We start from the raw sequence: 13,044 nt of genomic DNA on the forward strand, positions 1-13,044 counted from the left end.
GCGGCCGGCGAGGCAACGCCGCAGACGGCCCCTGACCGGGCGTCCGCAAAGGCACTAGCCTGGGCGCTTTTCAAACGCGTATTTCTCGGTATCGACCTCGCCCTGGCCTTGCAGCGCATAGCGGTCGCCCGCAATGGCTTCGGGCTTGAAGATGTCATCGAGCTCGGCCAGCAGCTCGGCGTCGAGTTGGACGCTGCCGCCGCGAATGTTTTCGTGCAAATGCTCCACGCTGGTGGTGCCGGGCAAGGCAATCACATGTTCGCCCTGGTGCAGCACCCAGGCGATGGCCAGCTCGGCCAGCGTGCAGCCGGCTTTTTCCGCCACGGCCTGCATGGGCGCCAGCAGGCGCAGGTTCTGCGCGTAGGCATCGCCTGCAAAGCGCGGCATGGTGGCGCGGATATCGCCCTTGACCAGGTTGTCCACCTGCTGCAGCTTGCCGCTGAAGAAGGCGCGGCCCATGGGGCTGAAGGCCACATAGGCAATGCCCAGCTCCTTGCAGGCGGCGAGCGTGCCCAGCTCCGCATTGCGCGACCACAGCGAATATTCGCTTTGCAGCGCGGCAATCGGGTGCTCCTTGTGCGCGCGGCGCAGCGCATCGACGCCCACTTCCGACAGACCCAGAGCGCGAACCTTGCCCTCTTCCTTCAGGCGTGCCATCTCGCCCACCGACTCCTCGATGGGCACGTTCCTGTCCCAGCGATGCAGATAGTAGAGATCGATCACATCGGTGCCCAGGCGCTTGAGGCTGTCTTCGCAGTTCTGGCGCAGGGTTTTAGGACGACCGTCGATGACGCGGCGCATCACGCCGTCTTCGCCACGTACGCCCGCCATGCCGCATTTGCTGGCCAGGGTGATGTGGTTGCGGTGGGGCTTGAGCACGGGGCCGATCAGCGATTCGCTGGCGCCAAAGCCATAGAGCGCGGCAGTGTCGAACAGCGTGACGCCCGCGTCCAGTGCCGCATGCAGCACGGCGTGCGACTGCTCGGTAGAGACGGGGTTGCCGTAGGCATGGCAGAAATTCATGCAGCCCAGCGCGACATTGGCGACGCTGAATGGGCCTAGTGGTCGGTTTTGCACGGATGCTCCTTGAGGATGGCAAAGTTAAGGCATTTATAGCCTATAGCCCATATGAACAGAGCGTTTAAAGCTATAAATTTCAAAGCAAAAACAGCAAAGGCCGGAGCATGCCCCGGCCTTTGTCTGTCTCAATCGATCACCGGGACTTATTCGGCGTTCAGTTGCTGCTCCAGATCGTGCAAGACCTTGTAGCAGTTGAACACCTGCTGCACGCTGGAGTTGGGCTCGCGGCCTTCACGGATGGCGGCGAAGAATTCGCGGTCCTGCAGCTCGATGCCGTTCATGGACACATCGACCTGGGACACGTCGATCTTCTCGTCCTTGCCGTTGAACAGATCGTCGTAGCGGGCCAGATAGGTGCCGGTGTCGCCGATGTAGCGGAAGAAGGTACCCAGAGGGCCGTCATTGTTGAACGACAGGCTCAGCGTGCAGATCGCACCGTTGGCGGCCTTGAGCTGGATGCTCATGTCCATGGCGATGCCCAGATCCTTGTGGATGGGGCCTTGCACGGCGTTGGCCTTGACGATGGGGCTGCCGGCCTGGTAGGCGAACAGGTCCACGGTGTGGGCGGCATGGTGCCACAGCAGGTGGTCGGTCCAGCTGCGAGCCTGGCCCAGCGCGTTCATATTGGTGCGGCGGAAGAAGTAGGTTTGCACATCCATCTGCTGGATGTTGAACTCGCCGGCTGCTATCTTCTTGTGCACCCACTGGTGGCTGGGGTTGAAACGGCGGGTATGACCCACCATGGCCACCAGACCGGTCTGCTTTTGCAGCTCGGCCACTTCCTGCGCGTCCTTCAGGGCATCGGCCAGAGGAATCTCGACCTGCACATGCTTGCCGGCCTTCATGCAGGCAATGGCCTGTTCGGCGTGCATCTGCGTGGGCGTGCACAGGATCACGGCATCGACTTCGGGCAGCGCCAGGCTTTCGGCCAGATCGGTTGCCACATGCTTGATGCCGTATTTGTCGGCCACTTCCTTGGTCTGGTCAAAGCGGCGACCGACCAGGGAGACGACTTCCACGCCGTCGATGTTCTTGATGCCGTCCAGGTGCTTGATGCCGAAGGCACCTGCGCCAGCCAGCGCTACTTTGATGGTCTTGCTCATGATTGGGATCTCCGTAGAGCCGCCTCAAGGAGGCGAAGCCCCCCACAGGGGGCAGTGAATACGCGAAGCAGCGAACGTGGTGAAACGTTTACTGATTCTCGAGGATCAGATGGCCCACTGCGGTGTTCGATGCAGGCACATGGTAGAAGCGGTGCGCCACCTTGGGCAGCGGTGCGGGGCCGTCCACATCGGACATGGCGCCGCGCGCGATCAGCCACATCACCAGCTCGATGCCTTCCGAGCCGGCTTCGCGCACGTAGTCGATGTGCGGCATCTGCGCCAGACCGTGGGGGTTCTCGATCAGCAGGTCCAGGAACTGGTTGTCCCATTCCTTGTTGATCAGGCCTGCGCGCGCGCCCTGCAGCTGGTGGCTCATGCCGCCCGTGCCCCAGATATGGACGTTGATGTCCTGGTCGTAGCTCTCCACGGCCTTGCGGATGGCGCGGCCCAGGTTGAAGCAGCGCTGGCCGGTGGGCACGGGATACTGCACCACGTTCACGGCGAAGGGGATCACCGGGCAGGGCCAGGAGCCGGTCTTGGGGTCCTGCTCGCCGCACATCAGCGACAGCGGCACCGTGAGGCCATGGTCCACGTCCATCTTGTTGACGATGGTCAGATCGAAGTCCTGCTGGATCACGGACTGGGCAATGTGGCTGCCCAGATCGGGATGGCCGACCACCTTGGGCACGGGACGCGGGCCCCAGCCTTCGTCGGCGGGCTGGAATTCCGCAGCCGTGCCGATGGCGAAGGTGGGAATGCAGTCCAGACTGAAGGCCGTGGCGTGGTCGTTGTAGACCAGGAAGATCACATCGGGCTTGTTGTCCTTCATCCACTGACGGGAGAAGTCATAACCTTTGAACAAGGGCGCCCAATAGGCTTCCTGGGTCTTGCCCATGTCCATGGCGGCGCCGATGGCAGGCACGTGCGAGGTGAAAACGGATGCGGTGATGCGTGCCATGTCTTAGTTGCCTTCCTTGTTCTGGTTGCCTGCGCTGCCCTGGGGCTGGCGATGCGCCTGCGCATCACCGTCCTCGCCCACATAGCGATTGCCATCGGCAGAGCGGCCGCCGCCCATCATCATGGCGCGGTATTCCTCTTCGGTCATGCCGGTCATGGAGCCCGCCATCTGCTGGAAGCTCTTGCCGTCGGTGGCGCCGATCTTGGCTAGGAAGTAGATATTGCCGCCGGTGCGCATGCACCAGTTCAGATCACGCGCCAGCACGGCCTGCTTCTGCTCCTCGGTCATCGCCCACTCGTCCAGATAGGCACGCTCGTTGGCGCGAAAGCGCTCGCGGTTCTCGGCCTTCATCAGGCTCATGCAGAACTGGTTGAGCCAGTAGCCCTTGCGGGACTGCTCGGCATCGAAAATGATGGTGCCGGGCACGTCCAGATACGGTTTTTCCAAAGCCATAAATTCTCCTCGTTGCGGATGACGCAGCCCATGCGACAAGGCTGCGACCTGTTTCCGGGTGTATGTGTCGCCGGAACTCCGTCAGACCTCTTCGGGCCAGTACAGACGCATGGGGTTGTCCACCAGCAGCTTTTGCTGCAGCTCTGCGGTGGGAGCGATATGAGGAATGAAGTCCACCAGCAGGCCGTCGTCGGGCATGTGGTCCTTCAGGTTGGGGTGCGGCCAGTCGGTGCCCCAGAGCACGCGCTCGGGGAACTCCTCGACCACGCGGCGCGCGAAAGGCACCACGTCCTGGTAGGCGTTCTGCTCACCATGAAGGGCCTTGGGGCCGGAGACGGAAAGGCGCTCGGGGCAGGACACCTTGCTCCATACGTTCTGGTGCTCGCGCATGAACTTCAGGAACAGGGCGAACTCCTCGCTGTCCACGCCCTTGGTGACGTCGGGGCGGCCCATGTGGTCAACCACCACAGTGGTGGGCAGCGCGGTGAAGAAGTCCCACAGCTCGGGCAGATCCACGGCTTCGAAATAGATCACCACATGCCAGCCCAGCTTGGCGATACGGCCCGCGATCTCCATCAGCTCGTCCTTGGGCGTGAAGTCCACCAGGCGCTTGACGAAGTTGAAGCGCACGCCGCGCACGCCGGCGTCGTGCAGCTCCTGCAGCTCGGCATCGCTGATGGAGCGCTTGACCGTGGCCACGCCGCGGGCCTTGCCGCCCGAGGACTTGCAGGCATCGACCATGGCGCGGTTGTCCGCACCGTGGCAGGTGGCCTGCACCACCACATTGCGCGCAAAACCCAGATGGTCGCGCAGCGCATACAGCTGGGCCTTGCTGGCATCGCAGGGCGTGTACTTGCGCTCGGGGGCGAAGGGGAACTCGTTGCCGGGACCGAACACGTGGCAGTGCGCATCCACAGCGCCGGCAGGCAGCTTGAACTGGGGCTTGCTGGGGTTGGCGTACCAGTCCAGCCAGCCGGGGGTTTTTTCAAAGGCGCTCATCTGTTTGCTCCTCAATTGTTGATTGCACCGTGCGCTGCGCACTTCCCACCATCCATGAAACTGGCGCTGCCACATCTCAGAGACACCGAGGAAAGGCCGCCCCGCACCGAGGGTGTCGTCCCCTTCCCGCGCAGCGAGAGAGAGGGAAGCGGCGCAGCCGCTCAGGGGGAGTTAATCCACATAGCGCAAGCCGGCCTTTTCCAGGGGCTCGCGCATCTTGTACATATCCAGGCCCAGGACGCCCGAGGCCAGCTTGGCGCGCTTTTCGCCCTCGAAGCTTTCGCGCTTCTGGGCAGCAGCCAGTACTTCCACGGCACGCGCGGCGGGCACGCAGACCACACCGTCATCGTCGGCGACGATCACGTCACCGGGCGTGACCAGCATGCCGGCGCAGACGATGGGGATGTTGACCGAGCCCAGGGTGGCCTTGATCGTGCCCTTGGAAGAGATGGCCTTGCTCCAGACCGGGAAGTCCATCTCCTGCAGCGTCTTCACGTCGCGCACGCCGGCATCAATGATCAGCGCGCGTGCGCCGCGCGCCTGGAAGCTGGTGGCCAGCAGGTCGCCGAAGTAGCCGTCGGAGCACTCGGCGGTGACGGCAGCGACCACGATGTCGCCGGGCTGAATCTGCTCAGCAGCCACATGCATCATCCAGTTGTCGCCGGGCTGCAGCAGCACCGTGACTGCCGTGCCGGAGACTTGCTTGCCGGCATAGATGGGGCGCATATAGGGCTTGAGCAGACCGACGCGGCCCATGGCCTCGTGCACGGTAGCAGAGCCCAGGGCGGCCAGGCCGTCAGCAGCAGCGCGGTCGGCGCGCTGGATATTGCGGTAGACAACTCCCAGTTCGTACATGGAAATACCTCTTTGCTTTGACGTTATTGAATCCAAAAAGTGAGCTGGTAGCGCTTGTCATTCATCAGATTTGAATAGTTTTCTTATTGAAAACCTTTCATACCGTACGCTAGCAGCTCTCTTTTTTGAGAAGTTACAGGCCCTTGGCCTTGAGCGCCTTGTCCAGGCGCGTGAACACGCGGCGGGCATTGCCTTCATAGACGGCGTGCTTTTCATCGGCCGTCAGGTTCTGCGTGGCTTCGATGTAGCGCTTGGTGTCGTCGTAGTAGTGACCGGTCTGCGGATCGATGCCGCGCACGGCGCCGATCATTTCGCTGGCGAACAGGATGTTCTTGGTCGGAATCACTTCCGTCAGCAGGTTGATGCCCGGCTGGTGGTAGACGCAGGTGTCGAAGTAGATGTTGTTCAGCAGATGCTCTTCCAGCAGCGGCTTCTTCATCTCCTGCGCCAGACCGCGGAAACGGCCCCAGTGGTAAGGCACGGCGCCGCCGCCATGGGGGATCAGGAACTTCAGGGTCGGGAAGTCCTTGAACAGATCCGAAGTCAGGCACTGCATGAAGGCCGTGGTGTCGGCATTCAGATAGTGGCTGCCCGTGGTGTGGAAGCAGCTGTTGCAGCTGGTAGAGACGTGGATCATCGCGGGGATGTCGTACTCCACCATCTTTTCGTAGATGGGGTACCAGCTCTTGTCGGACAGCGGGGGCGAAGTCCAGTGGCCGCCCGAGGGATCGGGGTTCAGGTTCAGGCCCACGTTGCCGTATTGCTCAACGCACTTGACCAGCTCGGGAATGCAGGTTGCAGGGTCCACGCCGGGCGACTGGGGCAGCATGGCGGCGGGAATGAAGTGATCGGGGAACAGCTCGCTGACGCGGAAGCAGAGCTCGTTGCAGATGGCGGCCCAGGTGCTGGAGGTCTGGAAGTCACCGATGTGGTGCGCCATGAACGAGGCACGGGGGCTGAAGATGGTCAGATCGGAACCACGTTCCTTCATCAGACGCAGCTGGTTGGTTTCAATGGTCTCGCGGATTTCATCGTCGCTGATCTTCAGATCGGCCACCGACGGGGTCTTGCTCGGGTCCTTGAGGCCGGCGATCTGCAGATCGCGCCATGCGCCCAGAGCCGCAGGCGCCGTGGTGTAGTGACCGTGTACGTCAATGATCATCTTCAAGCTCCGTTAAAAATAATTCGTCAATCAAAAAGTTCAGTGCGCGCCGCCCAGGCCCAGCATGGAGGTGCGCGGTGCGCCGCCGGCATAGCGGTTCTTGACCAGCAGCGCCAGCGCGGCGATGACACCGGGAATGGCCACCACCATGAAGACCTGCGGCAGCTCCAGGTGACGGCGCGACAGCTCGGCCACCAGGAAAGAGCCTGCAATGCCGCCAAAGCGGCCGATGCCCAGCATCCAGGACACGCCACTGGCGCGGCATTCCGTGGGGTAGTACTCGGCAGCCAGCGCCTGCATGGACGACTGTGCCGCATTCATCAGCAAACCGGCAATGAATACCGAAGCCACCAGCATGCCCACGCCACCGCCGAGCACCTGGCCGATGAAGGCCACGCCCAGGCTGGTCAGGAAGTAGCCCGTCGCGATGATCAGATTGGCATTCCAGCGGTCCATCAGCAAACCGACGAAGATCGCGCCCACGCCGCCGAGCTGGAACAGCGCGGCAATCACGGCCGCCTGGCTGGCGGGTACACCTGCTTCCTTGAACAGCACAGGCATCCAGTTGACCAGGCCGTAGACGATCACCAGGCCCATGAAATACGTCACCCACAGGGCCAGCGTGCCGACCAGATATTTCTGCGAGAACACCAGACGCAGGCCCTGAGGACCTTGCTGTGCCTGGGCAGCCCCCTCGCCGCCGTCGTTCAGCACAAAACGCGCTGCATTGCGCGTGCCGGCGGCGATGCGCACCATCACCTTGCGCACGCGGTCTGCCGAGTAGTTCTTGAGCACCATGAAACGCACCGACTCGGGCAGCATCACGATCATCAGCACGGCCAGGATCAGGGGCACCACGCCGCCCACGATCAGCAGGCTGCGCCAGCCGAAATGCGGAATCATCCAGGCGGCGATAAAGCCGCCGAAGGCCGAGCCGATGGGGAAGCCGCAGAACATGCAGTTGGTGATGAAGGAACGCTTGCTGTCAGGGCAGTATTCGTTCATCAGCGTGATGGCGTTGGGCATGGCGGCGCCAAGACCCAGGCCGGTGATGAAGCGCCAGATGGTCAGGCCTTGCAGATCGTGCACCAGACCGGAAGCAATCGATGCACCGCCCATCACCACCGAAGCGATGATCAGCACGGTCTTGCGGCCCACGCGGTCCGCCAGCGGACCCGCGCCCAGCGCGCCGAACGCCAGGCCGAACAGGGCCGCGCTCAGCACCGGGCCCAGATGGGACTTGTCGATGCCCCATTCGCCAAGCAGCGAAGGAGCGATGAAGCCGATGGCGGCGGTATCAAAACCGTCGAGCAGAACAATCAAAAAACAGAGGAAGAAAATCCCCCACTGGAAGCGTGAAAACGGGCTCTCGTTGAGCACGGTCTGCACATTGACGACCGCCGGGCCGGTGCTCTGTTTGCTAGTTTGCGAAGTCATAGTTGGAATCTCAGTTGCCTCTCTTTGTCGCCTCTATCTCCTGTCTCGCGGCTGGCGCCAAAGCCTCGAAGGCATCTGGTACGTCCGTCACGAAAGGGCTATGACTGCCCTTTTGCTGGATGGGGTGTCAGTGCCAGGCCCCCGCCTGGACACGAATCAATTCAAGCGGGCTCCATGCCCTGGCGGCGCTTGGCCGCTTCGGCTTCAGGCGAAGCCATGAAGGCCAGCAGACGCTGCACGGCATCCGCATGTGCCGAGCCCGTCACAACGCCGGCAGAAAACACCGTGTCGATGGCAATCGCTGCAGGCAGGCCGCCCACGATCTGTATGCCCGCGACATGGATCAGCTCGCTCAGTTGCTGAAAGCCCAGCGCCACTTCGCCCGAAGCAATCATGGAGCCCACGGGTACACCGGGCCGGGCCTGCACGATGCGGGACTTGATCTCGTCGGCAATGCCCCAGCGCTCGAACAGCTTTTGCAGTGCCACACCGCTGGGGCCGGTGGAATAGCCAATGCTGGGCGCGGCCAGCACGGCAGCACGCACAGCCTCTTCAGAACCGATATCGGGCTGCTCCGCAGCAGCAGGCACGGCCACGGCGGTGCCAGAGAGCACCAGATCCACCTTGCTGCCTGCGACCACTCGGCCGGCGGCCTGCAGCTTGTCGATGGCGTTGGAAGCCAGGAAGACCACATCAAAAGCCTCTTCACCGGACTGCACACGCTGCGCGGCATCCACACCACCCACGGATTCGATCTGCACCGGCTCGCCGCCCTTCTCCTGCCAGGCTGCAACCAGATCCGCCAGGACCTGGCGGGTTGCCATGGAAGAAATGCCTTTGAGTGCTGCGCTCATGCCGGAAGACTCCTGAAGTGGATGCCATGGCTGCCCCGCAATCTCGAATGCCGCGTCCCGGCCGTTGAGGCCTTTCAAGCCACTCCCGTCACGCTGCGGGCAGACTGCACCGGCAGGACGAGGCGCTCGACAGGGCTTGCATCAGGGCAACCATATAGTCAAAACGAATGAGACTATTGTCGGCAGCCCCGCGCCCTCCCACTAGGCAAGCCCTCTGCTAGCAGCTATGCCGCAAAGGCATAGCAAAGTGCTTGCTCATAACACGTATAAATACCTACAAACAAAGCATGAAGCCAATAAAAATAAAAGGCTGATTGCTATTTTTTCAATAGCAATCAGCCTTCATTGCTGTGCATAAGCAACAGTGAATTTAGTGGTTAACCCCTAATTCAGTCGTCATGGCGTCCATGCCCACGCCCGTGACCATGACCACGCCCCCCCCGATCATCGCGATCATGCCTGTCCCAGTCACGTCGATCGCGGCGATCGTCTCTGTCCCAGTGCCTATGGTCCCGGCGGTCGTCATGCCAGTCGCGTCGCTCGTGGTGGTGGCGCGGCGGAGGTCCTGCACGCCAATGGGGTGGCGGATTGCGCAGGAAATAGACCGGCTGGCCGCAGGCGTGGTAGCGGCCGCAGTAGCGGCGCCAGTTGCGCGAATGGCCGGGCGGCACCCACATATAGATGGGCTGCACCTGCGGCACTACCGGGCCGCCCCACATCGGCTGGGCATACAGCAGCGGCGGCGGTGCATTACCGATATTGACCTGGCCGTAAACCCCGGGCGCCAGCTGCCCTGAGATGGAGCCGCTGATATAGGCCTGCGCCTGGGCGGCACCCGCTGCGCAAACCAGCGCCAAGGCTGCCAGGCTGCGGATGAGTGAAGTGCGATTGGACATATGTCTCCATGCTCGATATAGATCACCGTGGGCCGGCGAGATCGCGCTTCGTCCCGGAAACGCTTCAGTCCTTAACGTGCCAGAGCCGAATCTCGCTGACCTGGACCTGGCATGAAGCGTAATGAGGCGTAATGAGCTCACCCGGCTCATGGGCTGGATGGCCTGGCAGCCCTGTCACCTGATCGTCTGGCCCTGCAGACCTTTTTTCAGAATCAGGTCCACCACGGGCTGCTCGCGCTTGTTGGCACGCATGCAGTGATCCTTCTGGAAGTGATCGGTGATCCGGATGACCCAACGCGCCCAGCGCTTGTTCTCGCGTTCGCGCCAGGCATGCGATGACACGCTTTCCCAGGCATAGCCATTGAGCACTGCCGCATTGACAAAATGGTCCAGCGCCCGCACTCCGGCCCTGCCCCGCTCCGTCTTGCCGAACAGGCCGACCCAGCAAAGAATCAGCCAGCCCACGACCGCCAGCGGAACGACTGCACACATCAGCGCAAAACCTGCCAGGCGCTCCTTCATGCAGCCTCTCTCTTGCGCAAATTGATGCGTACGCCATTTTCGGAGCGAATCGTCAGCCGCCCCACAGGCTGCGGCACATGGCCTGCCGCCGGCAGGATTTCATAGCGCTGCAGCAGGCAGGCCAGAATCAAGACCGCCTCCTGCAAGGCAAATGCGGCCCCCAGACAAACGCGCGGACCCATGCTGAAAGGCATGTAGGCGTGTTTGATGGCTTCCTTGTCCTCCTCACGGTCAAAGCGATCCGGGTCGAAGGCATCTGGGTTCTTCCACCATTTTCGGTGGCGCTGCAACAGCCAGGGCGCCACCACCACCGTGCTGCGCTCCTTCAGCTGCTTGCCCCTGATAGGACAGGACTGAACATTCTCCCGGGCGAAGAAGCCCACAGGGGGAAACAGACGCAAGGTCTCCCGAAAGATATTCCAGACCTGAGAGAAGCTCTTCATGTCCGCCTGCTGCGGCAGACGATCGCCAACCACTTCCACCACTTGCTCGTAGGCACGCTGCTGTATGTCGGGTGACTGGGCCAGAAGATAGCTGGCCCAGGTCAGCGCGCTGGCCGAAGTTTCATGCCCTGCCAGAAACAGCATGGCGACCTGATTGACCAGCTCTTCCTCGTTGAAAGGCTCGCCTGTGTTCGGGTCCTTGGCCTGCATGAAGGCGGCAAGAATATCCTCCTGTTCCTCGGCCTCGCCCTTCAGATGCGCTTCATAGCGCGGCTTGATCATGGCGTGCAGCAAACCACGAATCTCCCTGGCCGCCTGGTTGCTCTGCCAGCGATACCAGGGCATGGTCAACCAGCGAGCACCGAACAGCGCTGGCAGCATGAGCTTGGGCGCCAGTGACTGATAGCGGGCAAATGCCTCGAAGATGCGATGCGCATCCGGCCCCTGCATGGGCTTGGAGAAAATCGTGCGGAAAATGATGTCGGCCGTGACATGGGTCATCTCGATCTCGATGTCGTACGGCTGTCCCTCCTCCACGGCATCCAGGCGCTCCAGCATGGATTGCGCAGCTCCCAGCATGCGTGGGAAAGCGACGTTCACGCGCGCCTGGGCAAACGCGGGGTTCATCATGGTGCGCTGACGCTGCCACTGCTCGCCATTGGTCGTGAAGATGCTGTCTCCCAGCAAAGGCTCCAGCGATTCATGCAGCAGATGGCTTTTGGGAAACTGCTGCGCCTCGCTCTGCATGACTCTCTTGACCTCTTTGGTGTCATTGAGCATGTAAAGATCCACGCCGGGCAGATGAACCTCACCCATCTGCATGCTGTAGCTGCGCTCGAACAGGGCATCCATCCAGGAGCGCCGCGCATGCCAGAACATGCGCAACTTCGATGTCTGTTCGGGGTGGGGCTTGGGATAAACGGGACAGAAACGACTCATCGCACCAATTTCCTCTCTATGTAGTCACGCATCGGACCGGCGCTGGTGAGCAACTCGAAATAATCATAGGCACCGGCAACTTCGCCGGCCATCAGATACTGAAAATGCATGCGCATCTTGTTCCTGCGCAACCAACGGTAGGTTGTCGGCAAAAACAGCTTGTGAAAGCGCGGGGAGCATATCGCTTGCGGATTGAATCCCCACTGCGGCCGGCGCTTGCTGGAATCAGCAACGGAGTTGACGGACGGGGCCCCATCCTTGCGCCCATCTTCGCGCAACGACAGCCCCACCACATCGCACATGCCGAAACACACGCTATCGCTGGGAGAAGAAATATCGGCCCAGTACACCGCGTCGTCCATGGCGACCTCACGCAAGGTTTGCCGCAACGCGCCAGCGCCGGGAAACAGCGCAAACAACGGAATGCAATTGCCCAGGGTGACCAAGCTCACCAGCGGCTTGCGAGAAGCGTGTGAGGATAACGGATCTTCAGCCAGCTTACGGCGAAGCGCCTGAGTCAGCTTCAGAGCCTGCACACTGCCGACACTGAAGCCGACCACGACCACCTCGCGCCAACGCTGCTGCTGCATGGCCTGCGCCACCTCGGCGGCCATCGCCTCGATACGCGCATCCAGCACGGGGAATGTTTTCCCGGAACTGGCATGGGCAAAGTTCAAAATTCTCAAAAGCCAGCTGATATGCAGATACCGGTCCAGCACAAAGCCGCCCCAGCAAACGGCAGCAAGCACCGCAAGCATCAGTGCGAATGCGCCCGCTTTCGGCAAACCGTCCCATAGATTAACGAGCAAGGATCCCATGCCGATTCCGGCCAGCAGCACCAGCAGCACATAAAACAGCGGGTACATCAGCGCCCACAAAGTAAAGCGCGCCTGCTCTCGCACAGGTTTCAGCCACTGCCTCAAATTCCAGACAGCAATATAGGTTCCCAGGGCCTGGCGAAAGACTTCCGCCCGACTCTGGGGCCAATGAAGACGAACCTGATCATGCCAGTCAAAGAAAACAAAATCGGCAGATGCAGTATTTTCGGACCCCGCCTGAGAAACCCGCCATCGAGAATGCAGTGATTTTTCTTGCGCGGCCTCGCCCTCATTCCACTTCTCTCTGCTGCCAATCGCGTATTTTCTACCCTCGGAAACAGACGGCTGCTTTTGCGATTCTGCGCGCATCAACTGGTGATAATGCCTTGCCCCACGGGGATCAAAGCCACCCATGAAGATCACCAGGCGCTCGCAATCACTTGTCTTCCCGGAAGACTCGAATGAGATATTCTTTTCTCTGCTAGTCATTGCACTCCGGAAAACGGAATCCTTCCATACCATGGC

The 13,044-nt window shown here is 61.5% G+C and carries 13 protein-coding genes; all 13 read right to left on the reverse strand.

Annotated features, from left to right (window positions below; translation table 11 throughout):
* Window positions 1-54 precede the first annotated feature (54 nt).
* Window positions 55-1,077, reverse strand: a complete 1,023-nt coding sequence (locus tag MPZ60_RS14710) for an aldo/keto reductase (RefSeq protein WP_034354237.1) — start codon at window positions 1,075-1,077, stop codon at window positions 55-57.
* Between the two features lie 146 nt (window positions 1,078-1,223).
* Window positions 1,224-2,183 carry a Gfo/Idh/MocA family oxidoreductase gene (locus tag MPZ60_RS14715; protein WP_034354241.1) on the reverse strand — a complete coding sequence of 320 codons (960 nt, stop codon included), beginning with the start codon at window positions 2,181-2,183 and terminating at the stop codon, window positions 1,224-1,226.
* Between the two features lie 88 nt (window positions 2,184-2,271).
* Complete coding sequence (locus tag MPZ60_RS14720; protein WP_149353966.1) at window positions 2,272-3,141, reverse strand: class III extradiol dioxygenase subunit beta; 870 nt, start codon at window positions 3,139-3,141, stop codon at window positions 2,272-2,274.
* A gap of 3 nt (window positions 3,142-3,144) precedes the next feature.
* Window positions 3,145-3,594 (reverse strand): protocatechuate 4,5-dioxygenase subunit alpha, encoded by a 450-nt coding sequence (gene ligA, locus MPZ60_RS14725; RefSeq protein WP_012838737.1) that lies wholly within the window; start codon window positions 3,592-3,594, stop codon window positions 3,145-3,147.
* Between the two features lie 81 nt (window positions 3,595-3,675).
* The gene (locus MPZ60_RS14730) at window positions 3,676-4,593 is read right to left on the reverse strand and encodes an amidohydrolase family protein (protein WP_034358164.1); all 918 of its coding nucleotides are present in this window, start codon (window positions 4,591-4,593) and stop codon (window positions 3,676-3,678) included.
* A gap of 171 nt (window positions 4,594-4,764) precedes the next feature.
* On the reverse strand, window positions 4,765-5,448 hold the full coding sequence (ligK, locus tag MPZ60_RS14735) for a 4-carboxy-4-hydroxy-2-oxoadipate aldolase/oxaloacetate decarboxylase (protein ID WP_012838739.1): 684 nt from the start codon (window positions 5,446-5,448) through the stop codon (window positions 4,765-4,767).
* Window positions 5,449-5,581: 133 nt separating this feature from the next.
* On the reverse strand, window positions 5,582-6,610 hold the full coding sequence (locus tag MPZ60_RS14740) for an amidohydrolase family protein (RefSeq protein WP_003054189.1): 1,029 nt from the start codon (window positions 6,608-6,610) through the stop codon (window positions 5,582-5,584).
* 39 nt (window positions 6,611-6,649) lie between these two features.
* Window positions 6,650-8,047: an MFS transporter gene (locus tag MPZ60_RS14745; protein ID WP_034358165.1), complete on the reverse strand. Its 1,398-nt coding sequence runs from the start codon at window positions 8,045-8,047 to the stop codon at window positions 6,650-6,652.
* Between the two features lie 161 nt (window positions 8,048-8,208).
* On the reverse strand, window positions 8,209-8,901 hold the full coding sequence (locus MPZ60_RS14750) for a substrate-binding domain-containing protein (RefSeq protein ID WP_080746230.1): 693 nt from the start codon (window positions 8,899-8,901) through the stop codon (window positions 8,209-8,211).
* A 389-nt stretch (window positions 8,902-9,290) separates the two neighbouring features.
* Window positions 9,291-9,797, reverse strand: coding sequence for a hypothetical protein (locus MPZ60_RS14755; protein ID WP_080746231.1), 507 nt, complete (start codon window positions 9,795-9,797; stop codon window positions 9,291-9,293).
* A 174-nt stretch (window positions 9,798-9,971) separates the two neighbouring features.
* Window positions 9,972-10,319, reverse strand: coding sequence for a hypothetical protein (locus tag MPZ60_RS14760; RefSeq protein WP_003067549.1), 348 nt, complete (start codon window positions 10,317-10,319; stop codon window positions 9,972-9,974).
* Entirely contained in the window at window positions 10,316-11,701 is a 1,386-nt protein-coding gene (locus MPZ60_RS14765; RefSeq protein ID WP_034358167.1) for a cytochrome P450, read from the reverse strand. The genes MPZ60_RS14760 and MPZ60_RS14765 overlap by 4 nt, the downstream gene beginning before the upstream one ends.
* The gene (locus MPZ60_RS14770; protein WP_034358581.1) at window positions 11,698-13,008 is read right to left on the reverse strand and encodes a hypothetical protein; all 1,311 of its coding nucleotides are present in this window, start codon (window positions 13,006-13,008) and stop codon (window positions 11,698-11,700) included. The genes MPZ60_RS14765 and MPZ60_RS14770 overlap by 4 nt, the downstream gene beginning before the upstream one ends.
* Window positions 13,009-13,044: the final 36 nt, after the last annotated feature.

It is taken from the genome of Comamonas sp. 7D-2 (assembly GCF_022749555.1).
GTDB lineage: Bacteria > Pseudomonadota > Gammaproteobacteria > Burkholderiales > Burkholderiaceae_C > Comamonas > Comamonas thiooxydans.

Coding starts and splice junctions, on each gene's coding strand:
- MPZ60_RS14715 (WP_034354241.1), bottom strand. CDS start 2,183: ATGAGCAAGACCATCAAAGTAGCGCTGGCTGGCGCAGGTGCCTTCGGC.
- MPZ60_RS14720 (WP_149353966.1), bottom strand. CDS start 3,141: ATGGCACGCATCACCGCATCCGTTTTCACCTCGCACGTGCCTGCCATC.
- ligA (WP_012838737.1), bottom strand. CDS start 3,594: ATGGCTTTGGAAAAACCGTATCTGGACGTGCCCGGCACCATCATTTTC.
- MPZ60_RS14730 (WP_034358164.1), bottom strand. CDS start 4,593: ATGAGCGCCTTTGAAAAAACCCCCGGCTGGCTGGACTGGTACGCCAAC.
- ligK (WP_012838739.1), bottom strand. CDS start 5,448: ATGTACGAACTGGGAGTTGTCTACCGCAATATCCAGCGCGCCGACCGC.
- MPZ60_RS14740 (WP_003054189.1), bottom strand. CDS start 6,610: ATGATCATTGACGTACACGGTCACTACACCACGGCGCCTGCGGCTCTG.
- MPZ60_RS14745 (WP_034358165.1), bottom strand. CDS start 8,047: ATGACTTCGCAAACTAGCAAACAGAGCACCGGCCCGGCGGTCGTCAAT.
- MPZ60_RS14750 (WP_080746230.1), bottom strand. CDS start 8,901: ATGAGCGCAGCACTCAAAGGCATTTCTTCCATGGCAACCCGCCAGGTC.
- MPZ60_RS14755 (WP_080746231.1), bottom strand. CDS start 9,797: ATGTCCAATCGCACTTCACTCATCCGCAGCCTGGCAGCCTTGGCGCTG.
- MPZ60_RS14760 (WP_003067549.1), bottom strand. CDS start 10,319: ATGAAGGAGCGCCTGGCAGGTTTTGCGCTGATGTGTGCAGTCGTTCCG.
- MPZ60_RS14765 (WP_034358167.1), bottom strand. CDS start 11,701: ATGAGTCGTTTCTGTCCCGTTTATCCCAAGCCCCACCCCGAACAGACA.
- MPZ60_RS14770 (WP_034358581.1), bottom strand. CDS start 13,008: ATGACTAGCAGAGAAAAGAATATCTCATTCGAGTCTTCCGGGAAGACA.